This is a genomic window from Sphingopyxis chilensis, from assembly GCF_035930445.1.
GTDB lineage: Bacteria > Pseudomonadota > Alphaproteobacteria > Sphingomonadales > Sphingomonadaceae > Sphingopyxis > Sphingopyxis chilensis.
In genome coordinates this window covers 128,187-155,000 of the sequence record NZ_CP142394.1, presented here as the reverse complement: position 1 = coordinate 155,000, position 26,814 = coordinate 128,187, and the positions used below count along the sequence as shown (strand labels likewise).

Annotated in this window: 24 protein-coding genes; 8 read left to right on the top strand and 16 right to left on the bottom strand. The window is 65.4% G+C overall.

The features are described 5' to 3' along the window. Positions 1-110 precede the first annotated feature (110 nt). Positions 111-1,643, top strand: a complete 1,533-nt coding sequence (locus VSX79_RS00740) for a lipopolysaccharide biosynthesis protein (RefSeq protein WP_179498409.1) — start codon at positions 111-113, stop codon at positions 1,641-1,643. Here VSX79_RS00740 and VSX79_RS00735 read toward each other — a convergent pair. After that, a complete protein-coding gene (locus tag VSX79_RS00735) occupies positions 1,628-2,053 on the bottom strand; it encodes a CBS domain-containing protein (RefSeq protein WP_179498407.1) in 426 nt (141 codons plus the stop codon). The two genes, VSX79_RS00740 and VSX79_RS00735, sit on opposite strands and share 16 nt — an antisense overlap. A 125-nt stretch (positions 2,054-2,178) precedes the next feature. Here VSX79_RS00735 and VSX79_RS00730 point away from each other — a divergent pair, with 125 nt between their 5' ends. Both VSX79_RS00730 and VSX79_RS00725 read left to right on the top strand, forming a co-directional pair. Then, positions 2,179-2,487: a hypothetical protein gene (locus VSX79_RS00730; protein ID WP_179498405.1), complete on the top strand. Its 309-nt coding sequence runs from the start codon at positions 2,179-2,181 to the stop codon at positions 2,485-2,487. Beyond that, positions 2,477-2,869, top strand: a complete 393-nt coding sequence (locus VSX79_RS00725) for an acyl-CoA thioesterase (RefSeq protein WP_179498403.1) — start codon at positions 2,477-2,479, stop codon at positions 2,867-2,869. The genes VSX79_RS00730 and VSX79_RS00725 overlap by 11 nt, the downstream gene beginning before the upstream one ends. Here VSX79_RS00725 and VSX79_RS00720 read toward each other — a convergent pair. The 6 genes from VSX79_RS00720 to hisS form a co-directional block, all read right to left on the bottom strand. Further along, entirely contained in the window at positions 2,866-4,422 is a 1,557-nt protein-coding gene (locus tag VSX79_RS00720) for a DUF4139 domain-containing protein (RefSeq protein WP_326914136.1), read from the bottom strand. The genes VSX79_RS00725 and VSX79_RS00720 overlap by 4 nt on opposite strands. Positions 4,423-4,435: 13 nt before the next feature. Beyond that, complete coding sequence (locus VSX79_RS00715) at positions 4,436-5,848, bottom strand: DUF4139 domain-containing protein (RefSeq protein WP_326914135.1); 1,413 nt, start codon at positions 5,846-5,848, stop codon at positions 4,436-4,438. 76 nt (positions 5,849-5,924) lie between these two features. Then, positions 5,925-6,767 carry a DUF4167 domain-containing protein gene (locus tag VSX79_RS00710; RefSeq protein WP_306455589.1) on the bottom strand — a complete coding sequence of 281 codons (843 nt, stop codon included), beginning with the start codon at positions 6,765-6,767 and terminating at the stop codon, positions 5,925-5,927. A 253-nt stretch (positions 6,768-7,020) separates the two neighbouring features. Then, complete coding sequence (gene prmC / locus VSX79_RS00705) at positions 7,021-7,845, bottom strand: peptide chain release factor N(5)-glutamine methyltransferase (protein ID WP_326914134.1); 825 nt, start codon at positions 7,843-7,845, stop codon at positions 7,021-7,023. After that, positions 7,838-8,905, bottom strand: a complete 1,068-nt coding sequence (gene prfA, locus VSX79_RS00700; RefSeq protein WP_326914133.1) for a peptide chain release factor 1 — start codon at positions 8,903-8,905, stop codon at positions 7,838-7,840. Before prfA ends, prmC begins: the two co-directional genes overlap by 8 nt. Then, complete coding sequence (gene hisS, locus VSX79_RS00695; protein WP_326914132.1) at positions 8,905-10,158, bottom strand: histidine--tRNA ligase; 1,254 nt, start codon at positions 10,156-10,158, stop codon at positions 8,905-8,907. The genes prfA and hisS overlap by 1 nt, the downstream gene beginning before the upstream one ends. Positions 10,159-10,253: 95 nt before the next feature. Between hisS and VSX79_RS00690 the strand changes: the two genes are divergently transcribed. Continuing rightward, positions 10,254-12,188, top strand: coding sequence for a M61 family metallopeptidase (locus VSX79_RS00690; RefSeq protein ID WP_326914131.1), 1,935 nt, complete (start codon positions 10,254-10,256; stop codon positions 12,186-12,188). 136 nt (positions 12,189-12,324) lie between these two features. Further along, the gene (gene ppa, locus VSX79_RS00685) at positions 12,325-12,861 is read left to right on the top strand and encodes an inorganic diphosphatase (protein ID WP_179498391.1); all 537 of its coding nucleotides are present in this window, start codon (positions 12,325-12,327) and stop codon (positions 12,859-12,861) included. On the opposite strand, the gene VSX79_RS00680 is transcribed toward ppa, so the two are convergent. The 4 genes from VSX79_RS00680 to VSX79_RS00665 form a co-directional block, all read right to left on the bottom strand. Then, positions 12,858-13,799 (bottom strand): mechanosensitive ion channel family protein, encoded by a 942-nt coding sequence (locus VSX79_RS00680; RefSeq protein ID WP_179498389.1) that lies wholly within the window; start codon positions 13,797-13,799, stop codon positions 12,858-12,860. The genes ppa and VSX79_RS00680 overlap by 4 nt on opposite strands. Further along, positions 13,796-15,001, bottom strand: coding sequence for a cystathionine beta-lyase (gene metC, locus VSX79_RS00675; protein WP_179498387.1), 1,206 nt, complete (start codon positions 14,999-15,001; stop codon positions 13,796-13,798). The genes VSX79_RS00680 and metC overlap by 4 nt, the downstream gene beginning before the upstream one ends. A 68-nt stretch (positions 15,002-15,069) precedes the next feature. Continuing rightward, positions 15,070-15,909 (bottom strand): 3-mercaptopyruvate sulfurtransferase, encoded by an 840-nt coding sequence (sseA, locus tag VSX79_RS00670; RefSeq protein WP_326914130.1) that lies wholly within the window; start codon positions 15,907-15,909, stop codon positions 15,070-15,072. 182 nt (positions 15,910-16,091) lie between these two features. Next, positions 16,092-17,402 carry a hypothetical protein gene (locus VSX79_RS00665; protein WP_326914129.1) on the bottom strand — a complete coding sequence of 437 codons (1,311 nt, stop codon included), beginning with the start codon at positions 17,400-17,402 and terminating at the stop codon, positions 16,092-16,094. Positions 17,403-17,520: 118 nt separating this feature from the next. On the opposite strand from VSX79_RS00665, the gene queF reads away from it, so the two are divergent. Next, positions 17,521-17,991, top strand: a complete 471-nt coding sequence (gene queF, locus VSX79_RS00660) for a preQ(1) synthase (RefSeq protein WP_326914128.1) — start codon at positions 17,521-17,523, stop codon at positions 17,989-17,991. Positions 17,992-18,001: 10 nt separating this feature from the next. Here the strand turns inward: queF and VSX79_RS00655 are convergent, their stop codons facing one another. Continuing rightward, positions 18,002-19,630: a ComEC/Rec2 family competence protein gene (locus tag VSX79_RS00655; protein WP_326914127.1), complete on the bottom strand. Its 1,629-nt coding sequence runs from the start codon at positions 19,628-19,630 to the stop codon at positions 18,002-18,004. A 137-nt stretch (positions 19,631-19,767) separates the two neighbouring features. Here VSX79_RS00655 and VSX79_RS00650 point away from each other — a divergent pair, with 137 nt between their 5' ends. Then, on the top strand, positions 19,768-20,178 hold the full coding sequence (locus VSX79_RS00650; RefSeq protein WP_179498377.1) for an acyl-CoA thioesterase: 411 nt from the start codon (positions 19,768-19,770) through the stop codon (positions 20,176-20,178). 31 nt (positions 20,179-20,209) lie between these two features. Here the strand turns inward: VSX79_RS00650 and VSX79_RS00645 are convergent, their stop codons facing one another. Both VSX79_RS00645 and VSX79_RS00640 read right to left on the bottom strand, forming a co-directional pair. Continuing rightward, on the bottom strand, positions 20,210-20,443 hold the full coding sequence (locus VSX79_RS00645) for a hypothetical protein (protein WP_179498375.1): 234 nt from the start codon (positions 20,441-20,443) through the stop codon (positions 20,210-20,212). Between the two features lie 80 nt (positions 20,444-20,523). Then, positions 20,524-21,810 (bottom strand): cytochrome P450, encoded by a 1,287-nt coding sequence (locus VSX79_RS00640; RefSeq protein ID WP_326914126.1) that lies wholly within the window; start codon positions 21,808-21,810, stop codon positions 20,524-20,526. Between the two features lie 118 nt (positions 21,811-21,928). Here VSX79_RS00640 and VSX79_RS00635 point away from each other — a divergent pair, with 118 nt between their 5' ends. After that, positions 21,929-24,628 carry a M1 family metallopeptidase gene (locus VSX79_RS00635; protein WP_326914125.1) on the top strand — a complete coding sequence of 900 codons (2,700 nt, stop codon included), beginning with the start codon at positions 21,929-21,931 and terminating at the stop codon, positions 24,626-24,628. Between the two features lie 48 nt (positions 24,629-24,676). Here the strand turns inward: VSX79_RS00635 and VSX79_RS00630 are convergent, their stop codons facing one another. Both VSX79_RS00630 and VSX79_RS00625 read right to left on the bottom strand, forming a co-directional pair. After that, positions 24,677-25,129, bottom strand: coding sequence for a globin (locus VSX79_RS00630; protein WP_326914124.1), 453 nt, complete (start codon positions 25,127-25,129; stop codon positions 24,677-24,679). Continuing rightward, a complete protein-coding gene (locus VSX79_RS00625; protein ID WP_373562805.1) occupies positions 25,126-26,721 on the bottom strand; it encodes a helicase HerA-like domain-containing protein in 1,596 nt (531 codons plus the stop codon). The genes VSX79_RS00630 and VSX79_RS00625 overlap by 4 nt, the downstream gene beginning before the upstream one ends. Positions 26,722-26,814 lie beyond the last annotated feature (93 nt).

Here is a 26,814-nt window from a genome sequence, read left to right as displayed (position 1 = left end):
CCGGTGAACAGGCCTCTAGGCCCCTCTCTGATTCGCGTCAACAACCTTTTTGCAATTTTGTTTCAAAAGTTGTTCGAGGCGCCGGGAGAGACCCTGGCCAGAAGGACAAAATGGTGAGTGAAACCGCGGAATTCAAGGGCGTCGGCGCAGAGGAAGAAAGTGCCGAGGCATTCGGAAGCCGCGTAAGAAGCGCGGTGATCTGGCGTTCGGGCAGCCAGATTCTGGCGCAAATCATCACCTGGGCCTCCACGCTGCTCGTGATTCGACTGCTCAATCCGGCCGATTACGGGCTTTTCGCGATGACGCAGGTCGTCCTTTCCTTCCTCGCCTTCCTCAACGGATGGGGATTCGCGAGTGCATTGGTGCAATCCGACTCGGTCGACCCGTTCCGAATCAGGCAAGCATTCGGCCTGCTGCTGTTGCTCAACGCGTTGCTCGCGGCGATCCAGTTCTTCGGTGCCCCGCTCGCCGCCGCCTATTATGGGCAGCCTATGGTCGCAGACCTTCTTCGCGTGCAGGCGCTGCTCTTCCTCGCGACGCCCTTTATCGCGCTCCCCGAAGTGATGATGAGTCGCGCGCTCGATTTCCGGCGCCAGGCGATCGTCAACCTGCTGGCGGCGCTCGCGGGCGCAGGCACCGCGCTTGGCTGCGCGCTCGCGGGTTATGGCGTGTGGACGCTCGTCTATGCTCCGATCGCCATGTTCTGGACGCGCGCGATCGGGCTGACCTTGGTGGCGCGGCTGCTTGTCTGGCCCAGTTTCAACTTCAAGGGTTGCGGCCAGATCGTCGGATTCGGCTCGGCGGTGCTGTTCAGCCAGCTCTTCTGGCTGGTGCAGAGCCAGTCGGACATTTTCATCGCCGGCGCGCGATTCGATGCGCACGCGCTCGGCCTTTATGCCGAGGCGCTCTTCCTCGCGCAGATCTTCATGGCGAAGTTCGTACCGCCGCTGAACGAGGTCGCCTTTCCCGCCTATGCGCGAATCAAGAAGGATGCCGCCGCGGTGCGCTGGTCCTTCCTCAAGACGGTGCGCATCCTGATGCTTGTCGCTGCGCCCTTTTATTGCGGGCTCGCCGTGGTCGCCGGACCGATGATCGAGACACTCTTCGGCGCCAAGTGGCTCGGCATGGTGCCTTATATCCAGCTCATCTCGCTCGCGCTGATCCTGATGACGGTCCAGATTCTCTTCGCCCCGGTCACCAATGCCCTCGGCAAGCCGTCGATTTCGATGTTCTCCGCGATGAGCGGCGCGATTCTCTTTCCCGTCTCGTTTCTCGTCGGTGCCGAGTGGGGTTTGGTCGGCATGGCATGGGCATGGCTGGTCGCCGCGCCGCTGCTCCTCGTCATCACCGCGCGGCTTTCGTCACCGCTGATCGGCGTATCCTTATGGGATATAGCCCGCGCGATGCTGCCAGGCCTCGCGCCCGCGCTGGTGATGGCGATCGGGGTCGGCTTCGCGGGCCAGGCCCTCGAATCACTCGGCCTTGCCGCCCCGCTCCAGCTCGCCTTGCTCGTCGGCCTCGGCGTAGCGCTTTACGGCACACTGTTGTGGCTGCTCGAGCGAAAGGCGCTCGCCGAAGTGATTCGCCTGGTGCTCCGCCGCCCGGCGCCCGCGGCCGACGCGCCCGTTCAGGATGCAATATAGTCGCGCATCGCCGCGGCTTCGGCCTCGATCCGGTCGATTCGGTATTTCACCAGGTCACCGATCGACACAAAACCGACCATCCTGGCTCCATCGACCACCGGCAGGTGTCGAATCCGTTTCTGCGTCATTTGCGACAACGCCCCGATCACGGCCATGTTCGGATCGCAGGTGACGGGCGATTTGGTCATGACATCGTCGAGCGTACGGTCGAGCGCGGCGGGGCCATAGGACGACAAGAGCCGCACGATGTCGCGCTCGGAAAAAATGCCCACGACCGCGTCGCCCTCGACGACCGGCACCGCGCCGATCCGATTCTGCGCGAGCAGGTCGATCACCGCGCGCACCGTGTCGACCGGCCGCGCCGCAATCACCGTCCCGGTCCGTTCACGAAGAATCGCTCCGATCGTCATAGCTGCCGCTCCCATATTTGGTTCTGTTGCCGGGCGAGCCTATCATGATTCGCCGGTGGGACGAAACGTCCCACCGACCGCGATGGCGCTTGGCCGCGACGGCGGCTTGGTCCATGGAGGCGCGCATGGTCAAACGTTCCCCGCTCGACAATCGCGACACGTCGAACATCGCCTGGGCACGCTATCGCCGGCTGATGAAGGGCATGGCGCTTGTGTCGCTGCTCGCTGTCGTCGGCGCGCTCGGCTGGCTCCGCTTCACGATGGGTGAGACGCTGACGATCCACATGATCATCGCGACCGCGGCCGGCGTCGGCCTGTCGGTGATGCTCGGCGCAGCGCTGATGGGACTCGTCTTCCTGTCGAGTGGCAGCGGCCACGATGAATCGATCGAAGACCCTTTTGCAGACGATCCGGATATGAATCATGACCGATAAGCCCTCCCCCGACTGCCCGCGCGATCCGATATTGCGCGTCGTCCCGCGCCCTGCCGACATCAATGCCAACGGCCATATCTTCGGCGGCTGGGTTCTCTCCCAGATGGATATCGCGGGCGGAATCGTCGCCGGGCGCGAGGCGCAGGGCGCGGTCGCCACGGTGGCAATCGAAACGATGGAGTTCATCGCGCCGATCCTGCTCCGCGACATCATCTCGGTCTATGCGCATCTCGAGCGGCGCGGACGCACCTCGATGGGCATCCGGATCGAAGTGATCGCAACGCGCGACGGCGGGCGGACCGAGGAGCGCGTTACCGAAGGACTGTTCACCTTCGTCGCGCTCGACGAGAATCACCGCCCCCGCCCGCTGCCCCCCACCTAGTCTTCCGCCTTCACGCGGTAGGGGAAGGTCTTGCTGCCGTTCGCGGGCACCCGGACGACCCAGGTGAGCAGTCCGTCGCGGCGGGGAAGCTTGCGGATGCGCGAATCGAGTCGGTCGCTGTCATCGACGTCGAAGCCGAGTTCGACATCCGCCGGGTGCGGGTTCGCATTGGTCACGGTGATGCGATAATCGTGCTCGCCATTCTTCGGCGGCACATAATTCTCGACGTCGATTCGCACCTGGCTGCTCTCGCCGATGACGAGATCGACCTTTTCGCCGACCGCATGGTCGCGCATCGGCCCCTCGCCGACGAGCATGTCCCGGCCGCCGACCGGTTCGAACACCGCCGCCTGCCCGCTTGGCAGCGGAACCCCCAAACCTCCGGCTTCCCGGTTCTGCATCCGCAGCAGGATTTCGGGCATCATCGCCTCCCCTTCGTCGCCGGGATGGACGCGCAGGCGGTAGATGGTGCGAAACGGCACGCCGTCCTTGACGAGCAGCGCCACCTGTTTCTGCCCGTTTGCGGCGACGGTGACCGGGATGGGCACGCGATAGAGCTTGAGATCGCCCACATCCTCCTGACTCGCCACGACCGCAACGGCCGACAACATCTCGGCACTCGGCCTGCGCTGCGCGGTGACGACGATGCTGTCCATGCCGGCGTCCATCGCCGGGGGGGGAGGCGCGGGCGGCGGCGGAGGTGGGGGCGGAGCGCCATAGCGTCCGCTGCCGGTCGGAAAGCAGCGCAAATGAAGCGGGGGCGTGCGCGGGCGCTCGGCGAGTTCCTCGAAATCGCTGACCTTGTTCAGCGTGCCCGCGATAGCGGCGAGCCCGGCATCGGCAAAGCTTTCGCCATTGCTGTTGGCGACCGTCAGCCAGGCAAAAAGGTCGAGCGTCTTGCCGTCCTCGCGCACGCGCGCGACATAATTGCTCGCCCAGTCGAAGCCGGTCGATAGATAGGTCAGCGTGACCGTGGCGCGCTGCGCCGTCGGGCTGCGCGTCGTCACCGACAGCGTCGGCTTGGCGGTCAGCCCCGCGGGCACGCCATCGTAAAGGACCGTCTCGGGAATGCCGGTGCAGCGTAGCGCCTCATAGCCCGCCCGTGTCTGAAGCACGACGGCCCCCGCCGGCCCCGAGCGGATGATCGCTTCCTCCTCGGTGACCTTGCCCGTCGCGCGGTTGGTGCGGCGGATATGGACGCGGTTGCCGAGCGATCCGTCGAGGAGGCTGGCAGGCGAGAGCAGCGCCGCGTCGCGATTCTTCTGCACCACGCCCCCGGGCAGGCCGGTGACGATCGCCGACACCGCGATCATCCCCTCGGCGACGCCCTCGAATCGTATCGCCGCCTCGCCCGCCGGCAGATCGACCGTCCGTTTTTCCGAGATCAGCGCGAAGCCGTTCAACCAGCCGGGTGAAATCTCTCCGCCCTCGTCGCGTCGGGGATCGCGAAAAACGCTGACCGACACCGAATCGGGTGCCGAGGAAGTGACCGCCGGCTGCGCCGCCGCCGGGGACGCGGCGAGCATCGACAACAGGAACGGCCAGCGGCGCATCCCCGGCCGCGGATCAGTAACGTGTTTCAAAGGTGGCGGTGATCGTCGCTTCCGCATTGGCGGGCAATTCGACCCGCCACCGCGTGCCGTCGCTGTCGAGCCGTTCGCTCCTCCGGCTTTCGTCGAGGATGCGTGTGTCGTCCCAATACCAGTCGAGCCCGCGTTGGATGAGGTCGAGCGTCACCGGATTCGGCCGCGCATTGGTAAGCAGATAGGACATCTGCGTCCGCCAGCGATGGTCCGAAATACGCTCGCGCTTCACGACCGTCGCCTGCACCTTGACGTCGAACGCGAGCCCCGTCGCGAGACCGAGTTCGCTGCCCATCGGGGTGTGGCCGATGCTGTTTTCGCCGATGAACTGCGGATCGCCGCGCATGTCACGCTGATAGAATCGCACCGTTCCCGCCGGCAGGGCGTCGCCGAGGCCGCCCCCGTTCGCACTTGTGTTGAACTTGATCACGCTCGCCGCGCTCGCGGGTTCGGTCATCGTATTGAACCCGCCGACGGTAAATTCATAGATTTTCTGTGCCGGCACTCCGCTGACGTCGAGAAAGCTCACCTGCTTCGTCTGCGCGTTGGCGATCGTCGTCCGTTCGGCGAGCGGATAGAGATAATAGTCGCCGAGTTGCTCGCGCGGCGCAGTTTCTGTGCCCGCGCGGCGCAAATTGCCAGACGCCTGCGGTCGCGGGCCATAGGCAGGCGAGATCGCGCCGCGGCTCGAGGGCGTCCCCGCCACGAGCAGCGTCTTCGCTTTGTCGAACGTCGTGCCGGTGTTGTTGGAGAGCGTCACCCAGCCCTGGACATCGATTGTTCCCGCCTTTTCGTCGTAGAGCGAGACATAGTCGGCCGCCCAGCCGAGGCCGTTCGTCAGATAGGACAGCGTGGCGGGCCGTGTCCCCGTCCGGTCGCTGTCGACGGTGATCGACAGCGTCGGCTTGGCGCGCAGGTTCGGCGGAATCTTGTCGAAGATCACGCGCACCGGCAAGCCGTCGTCGCGCAATATCTCGATCCTGGGGCCGATCTGGAGCACGACGCCCCCGTTGACCGCGAGCACCTTGGCGCGCTCGCGCGTTTCCGCGCCGGTCGCCGGATTGGTGCGCAGCAGGGTCACCGTCTCCCCCACCGCCTTTTGCATCAAGGCATTGGGTGACAAGAGATCATAGTCGAAATTCTGCTCGACGATCGCGGTGTTCGCTGCAGCGAAGGAGACCGTCTGCGGCCGGATCTGGGCCGAGACGTCGGGAAACTCCTGTCGGGTCCGGCCGGCGGGGAACGCGATCTGGCGAATGTCCTGAACGAGAGACTGGCCGCCATTATAGATGGTGACCGCAAGGTCGCCCTGCGCATTCGCCTGAGCCGGGTCCTGCGCCGTGGCGGGGAGCGGCGTCAGGACAAATGGAACGCAAAGCACTGCCAACCCGCGCATAAAAAAGCCTCCCCGCGAATATCCCGCGGGGAGGCTATGTCATGCGAATCGGAAAAACCAGCGTGAAATCGCCGGCTTATTCGGCCGCTTCAACCCCGGTATCGCGCGCGGCCAACGTCTTGCGCGTCCGGCGCGGCTTGGGCGCGGCGGCAACCTCGGCGGTTTCGCTGTCTTCTGCGCTGCGATCGGCCCGGCCGATTGCCGGCGGCAGAACCGCTGTGTCGATCCCGGCATTGTCCTTGTCGGCGCCGTCATCCTGCCGGACGCGGCGTGCGGGACGGCGCGACGGACGCGGGGCCGGCTCCTGCTCGGCGGCTTCGTCGCGCGCAGCGACTTCGCCGCGATCGTTCCGGCCGTCGCGGCCTTCGTCCTCGTCGCGATTGCGAGCGGTCCGTCCGCGCGATTGCTGGCGGCTGCCGCGATTGTCGTCGTCGCGATCACCGCGGGCCTCCCGGTTGCCGCGATTGTCGCGATTGTCACGCTGGCCACGGTCGCTGCGCTCATTACGCTCGTCACCGGCTTCGCCGTCGTCGCGGCCGCTGTCGGTATCGATATCGCCGTCGGTATCGTCATGGCCGTCGAAGTCTTCGACGCCGCGAATCTCGCGGCTGCGGTCGTGGCTGCGCTCCTGGCCGCTCGCCGCGGCCTTTTCTTCCTGCCGGGCGCGGAAGTCGCTCACGACGCGGAAATAATGGTCGGCGAACTGCAGATAATATTCGGTCTGGACCCGGTCACCCGCAAGCTGCGCATCGCGCGCGAGGTTGCGGTATTTTTCGATCATCTGGGCACCATTGCCGCGGGCCCGGCTGTCGATGCGGTTGGCCTGGTCAAGGCCACCGCGACCGCCCGATTGCGAGCGGTTGTTATTGTTGCTGTTGTTGTTGCGGCCGCGACGGCGACCGCTCTGCCGGTTGTTCATGTTCAACTGAGACATCCTGTCGAATAAGCTAATAAGCTACGCCAACCCCTTTTGGCCGATCGCGCCAATTGCGCGTCGCGCCCGCGCCATGCGCGGTTCTTGCCCTTTACCGCTTGCGCCGGGCCCCAAAGCCCCGCACCAGCATCGTAAGTGGGAAACAGACCAGCCGGACCGATCAAGGTACCCGTGCCGGGTCTGTAAGCCGCCCCTAACGCGCTTTGCGGCCGAAACCAAGCGAATTCTTGTGCGGGTATCAGGCGCGGGTCAGCAAAAGCGCCCTGTCGCGACCGCCGAGATCCTGACGGCATTCGACGGCAAAGCCCGCTGCTTCGGCCAGCTCCGTTACCAATATGCGTTGCATATGCCCGATTTCAAGGATCGCGACCCCGCCGGGCGCCAATATCCGCGGCAAATCGGGGATGATGCGGCGATAATCGTCGAGACCGTCGGCGCCCGCGAACAACGCACCCGCGGGCTCGTGATCGGCGACATCGGGCATCAACGCTTCGCTGTCGGCTATATAGGGAGGATTGCAGAGAATAAGGTCGAACCGGCCTTCCACTTGATCAGCCCAATTGCCCCGCATCAGATGCACCCGGTTTTCCAGCCCCAGCCGCAACGCATTTTCATTGGCATAGTCGAGCGCCACATCGCTGGCGTCGACACCGAGGCCGCACGCCGCAGGCCATTCACCGAGCGCCGCAAAGAGAAGCGTACCGGGCCCGGTCCCCAGATCGAGGATGCGCTCCGGCCCCGCCGCATCGAAATGCTCGATGGCCGCCTCGATCAATGTTTCGCTGTCGGACCGCGGGATCAGCACACCCGGACCGACCCCGATGCGGATCGTCCAGAAATCGCGGTAGCCCAGAATATAGGCGATCGGTTCGCGCTTCATCCGCAGCGCGACGAGTTCGGCGAAACGGACGGGGACATCATAGCGCGCGGGATCGAGCAACACCGATTGCCGTTCGACCCCCAGCGCGTGCGCCATCAGCAATTCGGCGTCGAGCCGCGGCGTGTCGGACACGCCCTCCAGCCGCCGCGCCGCCTCGCGCAGCGCGGACCCGACATCACTCACCCAACCCCGCCAGCCGCTGCGCCTGATCCTCGGCGATCAGCGCGTCGATCAGCTCGTCCATTGCGCCTTCCAGTATCTCGGGCAGGCGGTGGAGCGTCAGGTTGATGCGGTGGTCGGTCACGCGACCCTGCGGGAAATTATAGGTGCGGATGCGTTCGGAGCGGTCGCCCGACCCGACCATCGACTTGCGCGCCGAGGCTTCGGCGCTGTGGATCTTCTCACGCTCAAGGTCATAGAGGCGCGCGCGCAGCACCTGCATCGCCTTGGCTCTGTTCTTGTGCTGGCTGCGCTGGTCCTGCTGGATCACGACCAGCCCCGACGGAATATGCGTGATGCGGATCGCCGAATCGGTCGTGTTGACGTGCTGGCCACCTGCTCCGCTCGCGCGGTAGATGTCGATCTTGAGGTCATTGTCGTTGATCGCGACATCGACTTCCTCGGCCTCGGGCAGCACCGCGACGGTCGCGGCGCTGGTGTGGATGCGCCCCTGGCTTTCGGTCGCGGGAACACGCTGGACGCGGTGGACGCCACTTTCGAACTTGAGCTTCGCGAAAACGCCCTGCCCCGTCACCGACGCGACGACTTCCTTGTAACCGCCGACCTCGGCCTCGTTCGCCGAGATGACCTCGACCTTCCATCCCTGCCCATCGGCATAGCGGCTGTACATGCGCAGCAGATCGCCCGCGAACAGCGCTGCTTCGTCGCCGCCGGTTCCGGCACGGATTTCGAGCATCGCCGCGCGTTCGTCGGCGACGTCCTTGGGCAACAGCTTGATCGCGAGATCGTGTTCGGCGGTCGGCAACGCCGCCTCGACAGTGGCGATTTCCTCGGCCGCCATCGCCTTCATCTCGGGATCGGCGAGCATTTCGTTCAGCGAAACGAGCTCGGCGCGCAGCCGCGTCACCTCCGCTGCCGCCTTGGCGACGGGCTCGAGTTCGGCAAATTCCTTCGACGCCGCAACGAAATCGGCGGGCGCCATGTCGCCCGTCGCCATGCGCGCCTGGAGCGCGGCGTGGCGTTCGATGATGGCGTCGATCTGTTTTTCGGAAACGGAGGTCATCAGAAGAACGAATTAAACAAAGCGTCCGCCCTGACGGCGATGTCACTGCCATCAGTTTTGCTTCGGGTGAACGGTACGCCGTCGCGCGTGCCGATTGAGATTAGCGCACGCGCCGGAACCTTTGCTGCCTTGTCGAAGCGCTTACGCGGTGACCCACTCGCAACGATCTCCGTCGCGAAGCCACCGCTACGCAGCGCTGCGAGCGCCCGCATAGCTAGCGCAAGTTGGCTATCATCCTCGACCGCGATCACCGCATCGAGCCGATTGTCGATCACATCGTCGGCGAGCAGCATCGCCAGCCGCTCGATCCCCGCCGCCCAGCCGACCGCCGGGGTTGCGGGGCCGCCGAGATTCTCGATCAACCCGTCATAGCGCCCGCCGCCGAGGACCGTGCCCTGCGCGCCGAGCCGGTCGGTGACGAATTCGAACGCGGTGTGGCGATAATAGTCGAGCCCGCGCACGAGCCGCGCGTTGCGCTCCCACGCGACGCCCGCGGCGTCGAGCCCGGCGGTCACCGCACCGAAGAAATCCTGCGCCTCGCTGGTCAGAAACGCGTCGATGTCGGGCGCGCTGTCGGCGATCGGTCGGTCCTTTACATCCTTGCTGTCGAGGATACGCAGCGGATTCTTGTCGAGCCGCGCAAGGCTGTCTTCGCTGAGGTCGCCCCGATGCGCCTCGAAATGCTCGACGAGCGCCGCACGCCACGCATCGCGGCTTGCCGCATCGCCCAGCGTGTTGAGCGTCAGCGTCACGCCTTCGACGATCCCCAGCTCCTTCAAAAGCTGGTCGGCGAACACCAACAGTTCGGCGTCGGCAAGCGGACTGTCGCTGCCGAGCACCTCTGCGTCCAATTGATGGAACTGGCGATAGCGCCCCTTCTGAGGCCGTTCGTAGCGGAACAGCGGCCCGTGCGTCGCGACCTTCAGCGGTGCGAACTGTTGCCAGCCGTTCGTTATATAGGCGCGCGCGATTCCCGCAGTGAATTCGGGCCGCAGCGTCACCGATTCGCCGCCGCGATCCTCGAACGAATACATTTCCTTCGACACGACATCGGTTGTTTCGCCCAGCGAGCGCGCGAACACCGCGGTCGGTTCGATCACCGGCACCTCGACGCGCTTGAAGCCATAAAGGCGGCGCACCCGCTCGAACGTCTCGACAACATAAGCGAAGCGGTCGGCGAAATCGCCGAGCATGTCCTGCGTGCCGCGCACAGCCTGCGGCGTCGGGATTCTGGCGGATTTGTCCTTGCTCATGGCGGCGGCGTCTAATGCTTTTTCGTCGAAACGCAAAGCGCGCTTGCAGAGCCGCCGCTGGACCTTGGCGCCATTTCGCGGCAGAGGGGTTCCCCATGAAAAAAGCACTGTTCGTCGCGGCCGCCGCCTTTGCCGCTCCCCTCGCCTTTTCCCCCATCCACGCGCAGGACGGCAATAGCCGCCCCCAGCCCGTCGTCCAGCCGCTGACCATCCCGCTGCCCGCCGACAAGCCCTATCCCGGTATGATGCAGCTGCGGGTCGATGCAACCGACGTCGCACGCGGCATCTTCCGCGTCCGTCAGACGATCCCGGTGGCGAAGGCGGGCAAGCTGACGCTGCTCTATCCCGAATGGCTGCCCGGCAAGCACGCCCCGCGCGGCGCGATCGCCGAGATGGCCGGGTTCAAGGCATCGGCGGGCGGCAAGCCACTCGCCTGGACGCGCCAGCCGACCGACGTCTACGCCTTCGACATCGACGTCCCCGCAGGCACAAAGAGTATCGACGTAATCTTCGACTTCCTGTCGCCAACCCGGACGAGCGAGGGCCGCGTCGTCGTCACGCCCGCCATGATGAACCTGCAATGGGAACAGGTCAGCCTGTATCCCGCAGGCTATTTCACGCGGAACATCCCGGTACAGCTTGAGGTGACGCTGCCGGAGGGTTGGACCGGGGCGGCGGCGCTCGACGGGCTCAAGGTGGCGGGCAATCGTTACAGCTTCGCCCTGACCAATTACGAGGCGCTCGTCGACAGCCCGATGTTCGCGGGCAAATATTTCCGCAAATGGGATCTTGGCAACAAGGTGACGCTGAATGTCGTCGCGGACGAAGCGAAATATCTGGAGGCGAGTCCAGACCATATCGCGCGCCACGCCGCGCTGGTGTCCGAAGCCGTCGCGCTGTTCGGGGTCCGCCATTTCGACCGTTATGAATTCCTGCTCGCGCTGACCGACGAGCTCGGCGGCATCGGCCTCGAGCATCATCGGTCGAGCGAGAACAGCCGCAACCCCGACTATTTCACCAAATGGAACGACAACGACAGCGAGCGCGGGCTGCTCCCGCACGAGCTGACGCACAGCTGGAACGGCAAATATCGCCGCCCGGACAAGCTGTGGACCCCCGACTATCGCACCCCCATGCAGGACAATCTGCTGTGGGTCTACGAAGGGCAGACGAGCTTCTGGGATCTCGTGCTCGCCGCGCGGTCGGGGATGCAGTCGAAGGAGATGGTGCTCGCCGAATGGGCGACCAACGCCGGCTATTACAGCGTCCAGCCCGGCCGCGAGTGGCGCTCGGTCGAGGACACGACGCTCGACCCGGTGATTGCGGCGCGCAAGCCCAAGCCCTTCGCCAGCTGGTCGCGGAGCGAGGATTATTATAACGAAGGGTCGCTGATGTGGCTCGAGGCCGACATGCTGATCCGCGGCGCGACGAACAATGCGAAGAGCCTCGACGATTTCGCGCGCGCCTTTTTCGGCGGGCGCGAAGGCGATTGGGGGCAGGACAGCTATGACTTCGACGATGTGGTCGCGGCGCTGAACCTCGTCCACCCTTATGACTGGGCCAGCTTCCTGCGCGAACATATGCAGGCGAGCGGCCAGCCGGCGCCCGTCGGCGGGATCGAGCGTGCGGGGTACCGCCTCGTCTGGAGCGATACGCCGAACGTTTTCGATCGCGACCGCATGACGCAGGCGAGGAACGCCGACCTCACCCATTCGCTGGGAATGACGGTCGACAAGGATGGCGTCGCCGCCGGCATCCTGTGGAACGGCCCCGCCTTCAAGGCCGATATCGTCAATGGTACGAAAATCGTCGCGGTGGATGGGCTCGCCTACAGCCGCGAGCGGATCGAAACTGCGGTTCAGGCGGCGGCCGACGGCAAGACGCCGGTGCGGCTGCTCGTCGAACGCGGCGGGCGTTATCGTAATGTCGAGATCGATTATCACGGAGGGCTGCGCTGGCCGCATCTCGAAAAAAGCGGCAGTGGCCCCGACTGGTTCGATCGGCTATTGGCGCCGCGGCGGGCGCTTTAAATCCCGCCATCGTCCGCTCGTATCGAGCGCAGTCGAGACACCGGTCATCGCCGCGCGGCTTCGGCGTGTCTCGACTTCGCGCGGCGCGAACGGCTAAGGGGCGCCCGAATCAAAAAACAAAGGACTGACTTCTCCCATGCGCATCGACCTGATTCCCGCCGGCGACAGCCCGCCCGACAGCCTCAACGTCCTGATCGAAGTTCCGATCGGCGGCGAGCCGGTGAAATATGAATTCGACAAGGCGTCGGGCGCGCTGTTCGTCGACCGTTTTCTGCACACCCCGATGCGCTATCCCGCCAATTATGGTTTCGTCCCGCACACGCTGGGCGAGGACGGCGATCCGCTGGACGCACTGGTCGTCGCCCGCTCGCCGATCGTCGCGGGCGCGGTGGTCAAATGCCGCCCGATCGGCGTGCTGCTCATGGAAGATGACGCCGGCGGCGACGAGAAGCTGTTGTGCGTCCCGGTCAACAAGACCTTCCCCTATTATGCCGACGTCGTGAGCTACACCGACATGCCGCCGATCGTGCTCCAGCAGATCGAGCATTTTTTCACCCACTATAAGGATCTCGAACCCGGCAAATGGGCAAAGCTCAACGGCTGGGGCGATGTCGACGAAGCGAAGCGCATCATCGTCGAATGTGTCGAGCGCGCGAAGAAAACCGGCTTCTAAACTCCGTCGGCGGGCGCCGGATCCTCATCCGGCGCCCCGACCATCCGCACGTCCGTGCGGGGGTAAGGAATGCGGATTCCAGCTTCCTTGAAGCGGTCCCATATTCCCAGAAACACCTCGCCCTGGATATTTCCGAGCCCCGCTTCGGGATCCGAAATCCAGTAGCGAAGCTCATGCTCGACCGCGCGTTCGCCGAACGCCGTGATCCAGACGACGGGTTCGGGTTCGGCAAGGATGCGCGGATTTTCCTTCGCGGTTTCGACCATCAGCCGTTGCGCGAGCCGGAGGTCGCAGTCGTAGCCGACCGGAACGCGCATCCGCACACGCACCTCTGGGCTGGCGAAACTCCAATTCTCGACCGCCTGCGTCATCAGCAGCTCGTTCGGGATCAGATGCTTCTTGCCGTCGCGGGTGATGACGTTGACCGCGCGCACGCCGATCTTGGCGACGCGCCCGACATTGGGCATCCCGCCCGGCAGGCTGGTGCCACCCATCGCGCTGCCATCGCCGACGACGATGATGTCGCCCGGCTTGATCGACCGGTCCATCAACAGGATGATTCCCGCTATCAGATTGCCGACGGTCTTTTGCAGCCCGAAACCGATCGCGAGGCCGGCAGCGCCTGAAAAGACCGCCAGAGCGGTCAGGTCGATGCCGAGCAGGTCGATACCGAACAGCATCGCGAAGACGAAAAGCGCGATCGCGATCAGCTTTTCGGCAAGCAGTCGCTGCGTCGCGTCGATCTGGGTGTTGCGGCGCAGCAGCCATTTGGTCGAGCGCAGCGCGATCCGTACCGCGATATAGAGCAGGATCGCGACGATGACCGTCGAAAACAGACCATAGAGCGAGAGCCGGTACGATCCGACGTCGATGCCGATCGCCTTCAGCGTATCGACCGCGCCGACGACAGCTTCGCCCAACCCGCCCAACGCGATCATCCCGCCATCGCGGCAAGGCCGCGTTCGAGATCGGCGATCAGGTCGGCGGGGTCCTCGAGCCCGATCGACAGGCGAACGAGCGGATCGGGGTCGGTCCAGCGGGTCGCGGTGCGGATGGTCGCCGGGTCGGCCGGCACGACGAGGCTTTCATAGCCGCCCCAGCTGAATCCGATCCCGAAATGGGCGAGCGAATCGATGAAGCGCGTCCGCGCCGCTTCATCGACGCCCTTCAGCGTGAAGCCGAACAGCCCGCTGGCGCCCGAAAAGTCGCGCGACCAGATCGCATGGCCGCGATCGTCCGGCAGCGCGGGGTGCAGCACGCGGCCGACCTCCGCCCGGCCCGCGAGCCAGTTCGCGACGGCGAGGCCGTTTTCGCCCTGCCGCTGCATCCGCACGTCGAGCGTGCGCAGCCCGCGCAGCATCAGCGCGCAATCGTCGGGCGAAACCGACTGGCCGAGCTGGTAGGCGGCGCTGCGAAGCTTCGGCCACACGGCGCGCGTCGCGGTGAGCGAACCCATCATCGCGTCGCTGTGCCCGCCGACATATTTGGTGAGGCTCATCATCGTCACGTCGATGCCGTGCGCGATAGCCGGAAAGAGCAAGGGCGTCGCCCAGGTGTTGTCGAGCATCGTCAACACGCCGCGTTCGCGGGCGATTCGCGTGATGGCGGGGATATCCTGGACCTCGAAGGTCAGACTGCCGGGCGATTCGAGGAAGATGAGCTTCGTTTCGGGCCGGATCAGCTCGGCGATCCGTGCCCCCACCAGCGGATCATAATAGGTCGTTTCAACGCCGAGGCGCGCGAGCATGCCGTTGCAGAAGGCGCGGGTGGGTTCATAGGCGCTATCGACCATCAACAGGTGGTCACCCGGCGAGAGGAGCGCCAGCAGTCCGGCCGAAATCGCCGCGACCCCCGATGGATAGAGCAGCGTCCCTTCGGCGCCGGCCTCCATTCCGGTCAGCGCATCGGCGAGCGCCCACACCGTCGGCGTCCCGCGCCGGCCGTAATAGAGCTTGTCGTGCGTGGCATGGCCGCGCGCCTTGAGGTCGGCGATATTGTCGTAAAGGATCGTCGAGGCACGCCAGACCGGCGGATTGACGATCCCGCCGCCGAGCCGCGGGTCGCCGGTCCATTCGGCGCGCCGTCCGCCCTGCACGAGCTTGGTCGCAGGGCGGAGGCTGTCGTCGTTGCTGTTGCTCATCGCCGCCTTGTTAGCGGAGCACCGGCCAAAAGCCACCCCGACACGAGGAGGAATCCGACCTGCCTGGTTCAGGCTGCGCCGGTCGCCTTCGGCGTCGCGGCGTCGCCCCCCCATTCGGTCCAGCTGCCGTCATAGACCGCGACGTCGTCCTTGCCGAGCAGGTGCGCGCCAAAGGCGACGACGGTTGCGGTCATGCCGCTGCCGCAGGTGGTGACGAGCGGTTTGTCGAGATCGACCCCGGCGGCATCGAAGGCGGCTTTCAGATCATCGCCCCGCTTCCACGTGCCATCGGCGTTGAACAATTCCCCGTGCGGCAGGCTGCGCGAGTTCGGGATGTGGCCGGGCGCAAGGCCGGGGCGCGGATCGCGCTCCTCGCCGGTGAAGCGCGCGGCCGGGCGCGCATCGACGACCTGTTCGGCGCGGCTGTCAACATTCGCGAGCATCTGTTCCTTGGTGCGCACCGCCTTCGCATCGCGCCACACGGTAAAATGGCGGTGGCGCAGCGTCTGCTTGCCCATTTCGAGCGCGCGGCCTTCGGCTTTCCATTTGGCGAGGCCGCCGTCGAGCAACGCGACGTCGTGCGCACCGAACAGCTTCAGGAGCCACCAGGCGCGCGCCGCGCTCTTCAGCGGGCTGTCGTCGTACAGCACGGTGCGGCTGCCGTCGCCGAGCCCGAGCGACTGCATCCGGCTCGCGAATTTTTCCGCCGACGGAGCCATGTTTTCGACCGCGTTCGAGGCGTCGGTCAGTTCGGCAAGATCCATGAACACCGCGCCCGGAATGTGTCCCGCTTCATATTCGGCGCGCGCATCGCGGCCGGCGTCCAGAAATTTCGTCGCATCGACGACCCGCAGGTCCGATGCCCCCAGTTCGCGTTCCAGCCAGTCGGTTGAGACCAAGGCGTCCATGTCATGCTCCTGTTACGACCGGTCGGGAACCTTGTTTGCCTGTCCCTCGCCCGGCCATCCTGCTGTGGCTTCTTTCCGGGGATAGCCAGCCTATGCCCCCACCTGCGCTTTTTCAAGCAGGGTCAGTCCTGCCTCAGCCGATGCTGCACCGCAACAGAAAAGCAGCGCCGTTTTGAGCCGAATTATTGACTGCGCTTGATCGCGGTCGCGCGCGCGCCGGGACGATCGACCTGATAGGCGGCGCGGTCGAGCGGCAGCGGCGCGAGCTTTTCGCTGCCACTGGCACCCTGTTCGCGGCCAATGACGAAGCTGCCCGCATTCTGTCCGAAGGCCTCGCCATCGCCGTCCCAGTGATAGGTGACGTCGAACGCGATCACCGGGACGATCATCGGTTTACCGCCGATCATCAGCGGTTCGATCGCTGCGCGCGGCAGCATCACTTCGGTCGAGAGCTCTTCGCCCGCGCCGACCGCCAACGCCATATCGTCGCGCAGCACGCTGCCCCCCGCTCCATCGAAGAAGCGGCTGAGCACCGGCTCGGTCATCGCCGAGCCCTGGTTGAGCGCGATGCGCACCATCAGTCCGGTCGCCGGCACGGAACCTTGATTCATCAGGTTGAGCGCAAAGCCGACCGCGACATGATCGGGCGCAAAACGGATGCTGCGAATGTCGAGCGCCATGCCGACCACGGCGCGCTTCTCGCCCGCGGCGCGGGTGACGAGCGGGTGGGCGGAAGCCGGCTCGGGCCGCGATGCGGGTGCCGGCGGCGGAGCGGGCGCCGGACGCGGGGCTGGCGGAGCCGCGGCCCGGGGCGGCGGGGCGACCGCGCGTGTCGCCGGCCGCGGGATTTCGTCGATCTCTTCTGCCGCCGGACCGGCCGGCGCGCTGCGGCGACGCCAGTACCAGAAAGCCGCCGCCGCAGCCGCCAGCGCCGCGAGCACCCAGGCCCAGATCGGGGTGCCCGACGGCGTGCCGTTCGGCGCGGAGACGCCCGGCGTTTCGTCGGCGGCTGCCGGAGCCGCGTTGACGGTTGCGGCGGGCGCCGACGCGGCCGTATCGAGCGGCGGCAATTCGGGATTATCGGCCGTCGCGGGCTGAACCGGATTTGTCGCTTCCGGCTGAGCCGGGCGCGGCGTCGCAATCGCGGGCGTATCGCGCCGCGCAGGATCCGGCGCCGGGGTCGCGGGCTGAGTCGGCGTCACGCGCGGCGGCGTAACGGCCTGCGGCGATGTCGGGGTCGGGGTAGGCGCGGGGGTCGGGGCCGGTGTCGGTTGACCCCGCCGCTCGCCCGGTGCCACCGGCGGCAAGCCATTGTCCGATGGTCCCTGCACGCCGGGCTCGCGACCGTCGTCGGCGGGCGGCGGCAGGCGGAAGTCGATCGGACGGGACGGCGTCGTTGTATCCTGCGCGGCGACGGGAACGCCTGCGGCCAGCGTTGCCGCCGCCAGCGCCAATGCCGCCGCCTGTTGTCGCCCGAAGTTACGCACCGTCATCTTGTCCGCGATCCCACACTACCCATATGTCGTCCGCGCCGCTGAATTGGCGCTGAACCCGGCCGATCCCGATCCACCAGTCGGTGACATCGGCGCCGCTGCGCACTAGAGCCTTTCCATGACCGATTCCAGCCCTACCCCGCTCACACCGAAACATCTTGGCCAGTCCAGCGAACTGCCTGCCTCGCCCGAGGCGGCCGTCCTCGACTATGTGCCCAATCCACGCGCCGGAGAGCTTTATCTCGTCCGCTTTGCCGCGCCCGAATTCACCTCGCTCTGCCCGGTGACGGGCCAGCCAGATTTCGCACACCTTGTCATCGATTACGCCCCCAGCGAAACGATCGTCGAATCGAAGAGCCTCAAGCTCTTTCTCGGGTCGTTCCGTAACCACGCCGGCTTTCACGAGGATTGCACCGTCGGCATCGGTCGTCGCCTGTTCGACGAGATGCGGCCCCGCTGGCTGCGCATCGGCGGTTACTGGTATCCGCGCGGGGGGATTCCGATCGACGTCTTCTGGCAATCGGGGCCGCCGCCCGAAGGGCTGTGGCTCCCCGACCAGGGCGTCGCGCCGTATCGCGGGCGCGGCTGACGCGCCCGCCTCAATGCTCGGGGCGCGGCACCAGATCCATCGTCTGATCGACTTTCAGCGCATAGCTGTACCAGAACCATTTATTGTTGGGATCCTGCGTTTCCTTCTTGAACGCCGCGATCAGCCGCTTTCCGTCGGTCTTCACATAGATCGCGCCATCGACGCTGACGTTGGACCGGCTCAGCGTGTCGACGTCGGCATTCAGGGCGTTGGCCAGCGTTTCACGCGCCGCCGCGCGCGCGGCGTCCGACAGGGGAGCGCCCTCTTCGTCCGCATCGGGGCCGCCCGCCGCCAGCAGGTCGATGCCGCGCTTCAACCGCCGGACAAGCGCCGCATCCTCCTGTTCGCGCGTCGAGCGTTGCAATTCGGTCGATAGCAGCACCGGTGCCGCGCCACGCCCCGCCTTGCCCAGCCGGCCGAGCAAATCGGGCCGCGGGTGGACGTAGTTCACATCGTCGTCACCCGAAGAGATCACGAACGCGGCCGGGTTCACAGCGCGCATGAATTCGTCGGTGACGTCCGACGCGCCGTGGTGGCACGCCTTCATCACGTCCGAGCGAAAGCGACTGCGCGCCGCGGCGATCATCGCCTCGCGGCCCGCCTCGTCCTGCGGCCAGGCGTCGAGACCGGCATAGCGGGTCAGGAGGAAACGTTCGGACGGCGTGTTGAGATCACCGCCGAACAGGATCGAAAATTCACCGAAGCGCAGGCGCAGAATCACCGAATGCCCATTCTTCGTCTTCGCGGCATCGCCGAAACTGCGAAGCCGCAGCTTGCCCGCCGCATCACGCTCGGCCCACGGGCCGAGGACCTCGATCGTATAACCTTCGCGGTCGCCGGGCGCGAATCCGGGCATCCACCGCGCGCCCTGCGCGAAATGGCCATGTTCGGTCGACAGCATCGAAAAGCTGCCGACATTGCCTTTCGCGATCGCCGTCGCGATCAGCCTGGCGAAGGTCCGGTTCGACGGATTGGTTTCGGGATCATAGGTGGCGCGCGCCGCGGCGTCGCTTTCGACGATCTGCTTGAGGTAGCGCACACCGCTCGCATCGGGTTCGGTGATGCCGCCCATGCCCTCGAGCTCGGTGCCCGTCGGCAGTTCGAGCGCGCCATTGTGATAGACATGCTCGAAACTGATGTCCTTGTTCGAAAAAATGTTGCGAAAACCGCCATAATGGTCGAGGTCGGCGTGGCTGATGACCGCTGCGTGAAAGGCCATGCCCGCGCGGTAGGTGCCAAAACGCGCATCGAGGAAATCGCGCATCGCCCGCCCCTTGCCCGCATCGACGACGATGACGCGCTCCTGCTGCCCCGGCGGCAGGTCGGGATCGGTCGCGCGCTCGGGCGTGATCAGGACCGATCCGTCGCCGATTCCGACGTCGAGGAAGATCATTTCGAGCGGACGACGATCGGAAACCTCGCTTGCGCGAATCTTCAGCAGCTTGCGCTTCGCAGGATCCTTCCAGGCCCAGCGGACCCAGCGCCATTCGCCGGCCTGCGGCATGTCGGGGTCGAGCGTCAGCCAATCGCCCCACAGAACCTGCCGCTCTTTCCTGCCAGCCTCGTCGCGCAGGAAGGTTTTTTCATACGAGCCGTCACCATCGGCGCGGCCCGGCAAGGCAACGAAAACATGCTCCATGACATCCCCTCCCGCGTGACAGGCCCAACCTTCCTATCATGTTGCGGAGAGGAGCGATTGGATGCTTGCGCCGAAATCGCCCGCGAGTTTCGAGATTCATCTTTCCGTCACAGTTTGTTGACACTAGTGTCAACGATATGAACTCAGCCGCGCTACCCCATGACCATGACATCAAGGTCGGTCCCGATGCGATCGATTTCATGGGGCACGTCAACAATGCCCATTATCTGAGCTGGGTACAGGAAGCGGTTCTCGCGCACTGGCGCCATATCGCGCCGCCCGAGGCGGTGGCGGCGCATCTGTGGGTCGCGCTCAAGCACGAAATCACATATCGCCGACCTGCCTTTCTCGACGACCAGGTCATCGCGACGGTCATTCTCGAGAAGGTTCAGGGCGCGCGGGCCTTTTATGAAACGATTATCAAACGCGGCGAAGAGGTGCTCGCCGAAGTCAAGTCGAGCTGGTGCTGCATCGACGCGGAAACGCTGCGCCCCGCAAGGCTGGCGAGCGAGGTCGTGGCCCGCTTTTTCATAAGCGAGAAAAGCTAGAGCCCGTCCGCAGGGACGGGCTCGGCTTGGCTTACGGGCTTACTGGATCGTCGTTGTCGCCATCGACGGCCAGCCAGACGCCGCCGGCCACGATGGCGAGGCCCAGCACGATGGCAATCCAGCTTCCACCTTCAAGATCATTTTCGCCGCGAACAGTCGAGGTCGCGCGCGCGCCATCAATCGCGGATGCCGCCGAAGCCGCAACCGGCGAAAGAACCATCGAAGCCATTGCGAACGCGACCGCGCCCTTTTTCCATTTTTTCATCACATACTCCTTATCTGCGGTGAAACGCAGCTCGGGAGCGATTGTTCCATTGTAAATAAAGACGTTTACGATCTGCCGGGCTAGGCAAGTGTGAAGCGGATAGGCAGGCGTTTCAGCCCGCCAACGAACACCGATTCGACGCGCTTCGGCTCACCCGCAAGTTCGACACTGGCGAGGCGCGGCAGCAATTCCTCCATCAATATCCGCATTTCCATGCGAGCGAGATGCTGGCCGAGGCAGACGTGCGCGCCGAAGCCAAAAGCGATCTGCTGGTTCTTTTCGCGATCGGGGTCGAAGACGAAGGCATCGCCGAACGCCTGCTCGTCGCGGTTGCCCGAAACATAGTTCAGCATCAGCCAGTCGCCCTCGCGGATCGTCTGCCCGCCGATCTCGACATCTTCCCGCGCGCTGCGCATGAAATGCTGGACGGGTGTCGTCCAGCGGATCGCCTCTTCGATCAACCCCGCCTTGTCGCTCTCCGCATCGCGAAAACGGGCGAACAGATCGGGGTTCTTCGCCAGTTCCATGATCGCGCCCGCGGTCGAGGCGCTCGTCGTGTCATGGCCCGCGGTCGCGATGATCATATAATAGCCCGCAAGCTCGCGTTCCGGAATCGGCGCGCCGCCGACCATGGCATTGGCGATCACCGTCGCGATATCCTCGCGCGGGCTGGCGCGGCGGTCGGCGGTGAGCGCGCCGAAATATTGTTCGAAGTCGGCGATCACAAAATTGAGCATCGCGATCGCCTGCTCGGCGCTGGTGATTGCCTCGCGGCTGCGGTTCAGCTCGGGGTCGGTCGATCCGAACAATTGCTGCGTCAGCATCAGCATGCGCGGCTCGTCATCGGGCGGGACGCCCAATATGTCCATGATCACGCGCAGCGGATAATGCGCCGCAACGTCGCGCGCGAAATCGCATGTCCCGTCCATCGACAGCATCTGTTCGACCGCATTGCGCGCGTGATGACGGATGCGGTCTTCGACGATCTTGAGATTCTTCGGCATGAACCAGCTCTGCGTGAGCAGCCGGTATTTCATATGGTCGGGGGCATCCATCTGCACGAGCGACCGAATCAGGTGTCCGTCGTTGTTCGGCGTCGCGGCGCGCGCGATCGCCTCGCCGTCGCGATTGGTGAGCACGGTCGGGCGCAAGCCGTTCGCGAAGCGCTGCGGATCGCGGCTGATCGCCATGATGTCGGCGTGGCGCGTCACGAGCCAGAAGGGGTCGATCTCGGGACTTTCGGCCACCGCAAGCGGCGCGTTCGCCCGCGCCCAGGCGAGCTGTTCGTGCAGCGGGTCCCAATTGCCATAGGCGACGGGATCGACGACGGCGGCGGCTACCTCTCCAGGCAATATAGGTTTTGTCATGCAACCAAGCTGCCGTGAATCGCGTCGTCTGTCGATAGGCTATGACCGCCGGTCGAAGCGGCGCCCGCAAGATGGCCCTGCAGGCGTAGCATGGCAGAAAATTACCGGGGATCGCATCATGAAAACAACTGCACGTCATTTCCTTTTCAGCGCCGTTTCGTCGCTGAGCCTCGCCGCCTGCGCCACGCAGCCCGGAGTTGCGCCGGCGTCACCCGTCGCAGCGGCGCCTGCGCTGGCCGGCGCCCCGCTCGATGCAAGCATCCCGAGCCAGCTGCCACGGATCGCGCGACCGCTGCATTATGACATCAGCGTCACCCCGGACGCCCAAGCGCTGACCTTCACCGGCGAGGCGGGCATCGACATCGAACTATACGAGCCCTCAGCGACGCTGACGTTGAACGCGCTCGACCTCGACTTCGCGAGCGCCAGTCTCATAGGTGTGGACGGCAAGGCTATCGCGCTGACCGCAGCGACCGATGCCGCCGCGCAGACGGTAATCTTCACCGCCCCCGCGCCTCTCGCGCCGGGCAAATATCGCCTTGCTATCCGCTACACCGGCACGATCAATACGCAGGCGAACGGGCTTTTCGCGCTCGACTATCCCGACAAGCTCAGCGGCAAGGAGGTGCGCGGGCTGTTCACCCAGTTCGAGGCGCCCGACGCCCGACGCTTCGTGCCCAGCTTCGACGAGCCGAGCTACAAGGCGACCTTCACCCTCTCGGCGACCGTTCCCGCGGGCGACCTTGCGGTCAGCAACATGCCCGTGACGAGCGAAACGCCTGTCGACGGCGGCAAGAAGAAGGTGACCTTCCATATCTCGCCCAAAATGTCGTCCTACCTGCTCTTCTTCGCGACCGGCAATTTCGAGCGGCTCGCGGCGAAGAGCGACAGCGGCGCCGATGTCGGCATCGTGTCGCCCAAGGGATCGGGCGAGCAGGCGCGCTTCGCGCTAGACAGCCTCGGCCCCCTGCTCGGCTATTACAGCGATTATTTCGGCCAGCCCTATCCGCTGCCCAAGCTCGACAATGTCGCAGGCCCGGGCCAGTCGCAATTTTTCGGCGCGATGGAAAATTGGGGCGCGATCTTCACCTTCGAGCGCATCCTGCTCGACGATCCGAAGATCACGAGCGATGCGACGCGCCAGCAGATCTATTCAACGCAGGCGCACGAGGTCGCACACCAATGGTTCGGCGATCTCGTCACCATGGCGTGGTGGGACGACCTCTGGCTCAACGAAGGCTTCGCGAGCTGGATGGAAACCAAGGCGAGCGACCATTTCCACCCCGACTGGCAGCCTTTGCTCGACCGCGTCGATGGTCGCGAGCGCGCGATGGGGCTCGACGCTTTCGCGACGACGCACCCGATCGTCCAGACGATCCGCACGGTCGAGGATACCAACCAGGCGTTCGATGCGATCACCTACCAGAAGGGCGAAGCGGTCATCACGATGCTCGAATCCTACGCTGGCGAGGATGTGTGGCGCGAGGGGCTGCGCAACTACATGGAAAAGCATAAATATGCGAATACGCGCACCGACGATCTGTGGGGCGCGGTCGAAGCGGCGGGCGCCAAGGGGCTGACGGCGATCGCGCATGATTTCACGAACCAGCCGGGCATTCCGCTGCTCCGCGTCGGCGGCGTGACCTGCGCGGGCGGCAACACGACCGTCGCGCTGACACAGAGTGAATTTTCCCGCGATCGCAAGCAGGGCATCGACGCCGAAAACCGCCGCTGGCAGGTGCCCGTCCTCGCGCGCGCCGGCGATGGTGCGGTCGCGCGGCAGGTGGTCGCGGGCGGGACGGGGACGTTGACCCTGCCCGGCTGCGGCCCGGTGCTGATCAACGCGGGCCAGGCTGGCTATTACCGCACTCTCTATTCGTCCGCTGCGCTGACCGCGCTTCGCACCGATTATGCAAAGCTGGCCCCAATCGACCAATTGGGGCTGCTCGGCGACAATTTCGCGCTCGCCTATGCCGGATACCAGCCGATGGGCGCGGCGCTCAACCTGTTGGCGGCGGTGCCCAAGGATGCCAACCAGAAGCTGCTCGGCGACGCCGCCGGGCGTTATGCGGCGCTCTACAAGCTGTTCGACGACCAGCCGGCGGTGCAGGAGCAGATCGCAGCGCGCGGCACCGCGGCGCTCGCCCCGGCGATGGGGCGGCTCGGCTTCGACGCCCGCGCCGACGAGCCCGCGCTCGACAGCATCCTGCGTTCGGAAACGCTCGGGGCGCTCGGGACGTTGGGCGATGCGGAGGTGCTCGCCGAAGCACGGCGCCGCTTCGCGCTGCTGGACAGCGATCCCGCCGCGCTCGACGGTCCGTTGAAATCGCGTTGGCTTGGCATCGTTGCGGCGAATGCGGGCAAGGCCGAATGGGACAAGCTGCGTGCCATGGCCAAGGCATCGAAATCGGCGGTCGAGCGCAGCACTTTCTATACATTGCTCGGGTCGGCGAAAGACGAAGCGCTTGCCAAGCGCGCACTCGCGCTCGCGCTAACCGACGAACCCGGCAAGACCGTCAGCGCCGCGATCATCGGCGCGGTCGCCGCCAACCATGCCGAACTGGCGGTCGATTTCGCGCAGGCCAATCAGGCCGCGGTCGACCGGCTCATCGACGCCTCGGCACGCGCCCGCTTCCTCGCAGGGCTCGCGGCTTCGTCGAACGATCCCGCGATGATCGCGAAGCTCGAGCGAATCGCGGCACCGCTGGCCGCCGATGTGCGCAAACCCTATGACAAGACGCTGGCGAGCCTGAAGGAACGCAGCGCCAGCCGCCCGCGCATCAAGCGCGAAGTCGAAAGCTGGCTGAAGGAAAAATAGGGCCATCCTTCTCCCGTCATCCCCGCCCTCGCGGGGTGACGAAGATTCTTATTCGGCGCGTTGCGGCACCCCGGCCGGCATCGCGCTTTCCCATTCGGCGCGCGCCTTGCGGATCATCACCTTCAACGCATCGGCGTGACACTGCCACGCCGTAGCCGTTTCGGGGGTCCACGCCGTGCCCGCCGCAACGGCCAGCACGTCGACCGTCATGTCGATGAAGGCATCATATTCGGCGATTGGCAGCGGCCCATAGGCGCGATGGGTGAAGACGAGTTCGGCGACGAGCGGCCACACCCAGCCCTCACCCTTCGCCAGCCCGAGCATCATCTGTAGCGTCTCGTCGGTCATCCGCCGCGATGAGGCCTCGACGATCATGAAGCTCGCGCGGCGATCGGGGAAGGCGGCGAAAAAGCGGTCGAACAGCGCGTGACGGATATCGACGCAGGCATCGGCGACGGCGGCGAGGCTCGCCTCCATCGCCGCGGCATCGGCATCGTTCACTTGAACAGGCTGCCCAATATGCCGCGCATCAGCTGGCCGCCAAACTTGCCCGCGACCTGCCTGCCGAGGCTCGTCGCCGCCGAGCGCGCCGCCGACTGCATCATCTTCTCGGCCATCGAGGGTTTTGCCGCTTCGCGCGCGGCCGCCTTTTCAAGCCGGATGCGCTCGCGCTCCTCGGCCGCCTTGCGTTTCGCCTCTTCCTTCGCGGCGATCGCGGCCTGCTTGTCGGCTTCGGCTTGCGCTTTCGCCTCGATCGCAGCCGCCTGCGCCTGCTCGGCCTTGGCCGCGAGCAATTCCTCGGCGCTTTCGCGGTCGACGGGGGTGTCATATTTGCCCTCGACCGGAGAGATCGACTGGATGATCGCGCGTTCCTTGGCTTCCAAGGGCCCCGCGCGCGAACAGGGCGGCTTGATCAACGTGCGCTCGACCGGCGAGGGAGCGCCATCGGCCATCAGCAGCGATACAAGCGCTTCGCCGACCTTCAGCTCGGTGATCTCGCGCGCGACGTCGATCTTGGGATTGGGGCGGAAGGTTTCGGCGGCGGCCTTCACCGCTTTCTGATCGCGCGGGGTAAAGGCGCGGAGCGCATGCTGGACGCGGTTGCCGAGCTGGCCCGCGACCGCTTCGGGCACGTCGATCGGGTTCTGCGTCACGAAATAGACGCCGACACCCTTCGAGCGGATCAGGCGCACCACCTGCTCGATCTTTTCCGTGAGCGCGGGCGGCGCATCGTCGAAGAGCAGGTGCGCCTCGTCGAAGAAGAAGACGAGCTTCGGCTTGTCGGGATCGCCGACCTCGGGAAGCGTCTCGAACATCTCCGACAAGAGCCAGAGCAGGAAGGTCGCATAGAGCTTCGGGCTCGCCATCAATTTGTCGGCGGCGAGGATGTTGACATAGCCCCGGCCGCTCTCATCGGTGCGGATCATGTCCTGTATGTCGAGCGCGGGCTCGCCGAAGAAATGGTCGCCGCCCTGGCTTTCAAGCGTTAGCAACTGCCGCTGGATCGTGCCGACGGTGGCCTTCGAAACATTGCCATATTTGGTCGTGAGCTCATCAGCGTTTTCGGCGCACCAGGCGAGCATCGCCTGCAAGTCGCCCAGATCGAGCAGTAGCAGATTCTGCTCGTCGGCGATGCGGAAGGCGATCGCGAGGACGCCTTCCTGAACTTCGTTCAAGCCCATCAGCCGCGCGAGCAGCAGCGGACCCATTTCGGAGATGGTGGTGCGGATCGGGTGCCCCTGCTCGCCGAACAGGTCCCAGAAGATCACCGGATTGTCGCGATAAGTCCATGTCGTGTCGCCGATTTCGGCGGCACGCTTCGAAAAGGGTTCATGGACCTTCGCCGTCGGGCTGCCCGCCATCGCCATACCGGCGAGGTCGCCCTTCACATCGGCGACAAACACCGGGACGCCAACAGCCGAAAAACCCTCGGCGAGCCCCTGCAAGGTCACCGTCTTGCCGGTGCCGGTGGCGCCGGCGATCAGCCCGTGACGGTTTGCGCGTTTGAGTACTAGCGACTGGCGTGGCCCGTCGGCCGCTCCGCCGCCGCCAAGGCCGATATAGATTTCGCTCACCGCGCTGCCGTCGCTCACCCACTGTCCTCCATTCGAAAGCCTTTCCCAAGGTCTAGAGCGGGGGGCGGGGACAGGCAATCGGCAAACGGGCGGTGGGTGGCGGCACGGGTG

What these genes read in the sequence shown, in the direction of transcription:
- VSX79_RS00730 (WP_179498405.1), top strand. Translation starts at nt 2,179, where the DNA reads ATGGTCAAACGTTCCCCGCTCGACAATCGCGACACGTCGAACATCGCC.
- VSX79_RS00635 (WP_326914125.1), top strand. Translation starts at nt 21,929, where the DNA reads ATGAAAACAACTGCACGTCATTTCCTTTTCAGCGCCGTTTCGTCGCTG.
- VSX79_RS00735 (WP_179498407.1), bottom strand. Translation starts at nt 2,053, where the DNA reads ATGACGATCGGAGCGATTCTTCGTGAACGGACCGGGACGGTGATTGCG.
- VSX79_RS00655 (WP_326914127.1), bottom strand. Translation starts at nt 19,630, where the DNA reads ATGGAGCATGTTTTCGTTGCCTTGCCGGGCCGCGCCGATGGTGACGGC.
- VSX79_RS00640 (WP_326914126.1), bottom strand. Translation starts at nt 21,810, where the DNA reads ATGACAAAACCTATATTGCCTGGAGAGGTAGCCGCCGCCGTCGTCGAT.
- VSX79_RS00665 (WP_326914129.1), bottom strand. Translation starts at nt 17,402, where the DNA reads ATGACGGTGCGTAACTTCGGGCGACAACAGGCGGCGGCATTGGCGCTG.
- metC (WP_179498387.1), bottom strand. Translation starts at nt 15,001, where the DNA reads ATGAGCAACAGCAACGACGACAGCCTCCGCCCTGCGACCAAGCTCGTG.
- VSX79_RS00715 (WP_326914135.1), bottom strand. Translation starts at nt 5,848, where the DNA reads ATGCGCGGGTTGGCAGTGCTTTGCGTTCCATTTGTCCTGACGCCGCTC.
- VSX79_RS00740 (WP_179498409.1), top strand. Translation starts at nt 111, where the DNA reads ATGGTGAGTGAAACCGCGGAATTCAAGGGCGTCGGCGCAGAGGAAGAA.
- VSX79_RS00645 (WP_179498375.1), bottom strand. Translation starts at nt 20,443, where the DNA reads ATGAAAAAATGGAAAAAGGGCGCGGTCGCGTTCGCAATGGCTTCGATG.
- prfA (WP_326914133.1), bottom strand. Translation starts at nt 8,905, where the DNA reads ATGACCTCCGTTTCCGAAAAACAGATCGACGCCATCATCGAACGCCAC.
- VSX79_RS00720 (WP_326914136.1), bottom strand. Translation starts at nt 4,422, where the DNA reads ATGCGCCGCTGGCCGTTCCTGTTGTCGATGCTCGCCGCGTCCCCGGCG.
- sseA (WP_326914130.1), bottom strand. Translation starts at nt 15,909, where the DNA reads ATGGACGCCTTGGTCTCAACCGACTGGCTGGAACGCGAACTGGGGGCA.
- ppa (WP_179498391.1), top strand. Translation starts at nt 12,325, where the DNA reads ATGCGCATCGACCTGATTCCCGCCGGCGACAGCCCGCCCGACAGCCTC.
- VSX79_RS00710 (WP_306455589.1), bottom strand. Translation starts at nt 6,767, where the DNA reads ATGAACAACCGGCAGAGCGGTCGCCGTCGCGGCCGCAACAACAACAGC.
- VSX79_RS00680 (WP_179498389.1), bottom strand. Translation starts at nt 13,799, where the DNA reads ATGATCGCGTTGGGCGGGTTGGGCGAAGCTGTCGTCGGCGCGGTCGAT.
- queF (WP_326914128.1), top strand. Translation starts at nt 17,521, where the DNA reads ATGACCGATTCCAGCCCTACCCCGCTCACACCGAAACATCTTGGCCAG.
- VSX79_RS00650 (WP_179498377.1), top strand. Translation starts at nt 19,768, where the DNA reads ATGAACTCAGCCGCGCTACCCCATGACCATGACATCAAGGTCGGTCCC.
- VSX79_RS00690 (WP_326914131.1), top strand. Translation starts at nt 10,254, where the DNA reads ATGAAAAAAGCACTGTTCGTCGCGGCCGCCGCCTTTGCCGCTCCCCTC.
- hisS (WP_326914132.1), bottom strand. Translation starts at nt 10,158, where the DNA reads ATGAGCAAGGACAAATCCGCCAGAATCCCGACGCCGCAGGCTGTGCGC.
- VSX79_RS00725 (WP_179498403.1), top strand. Translation starts at nt 2,477, where the DNA reads ATGACCGATAAGCCCTCCCCCGACTGCCCGCGCGATCCGATATTGCGC.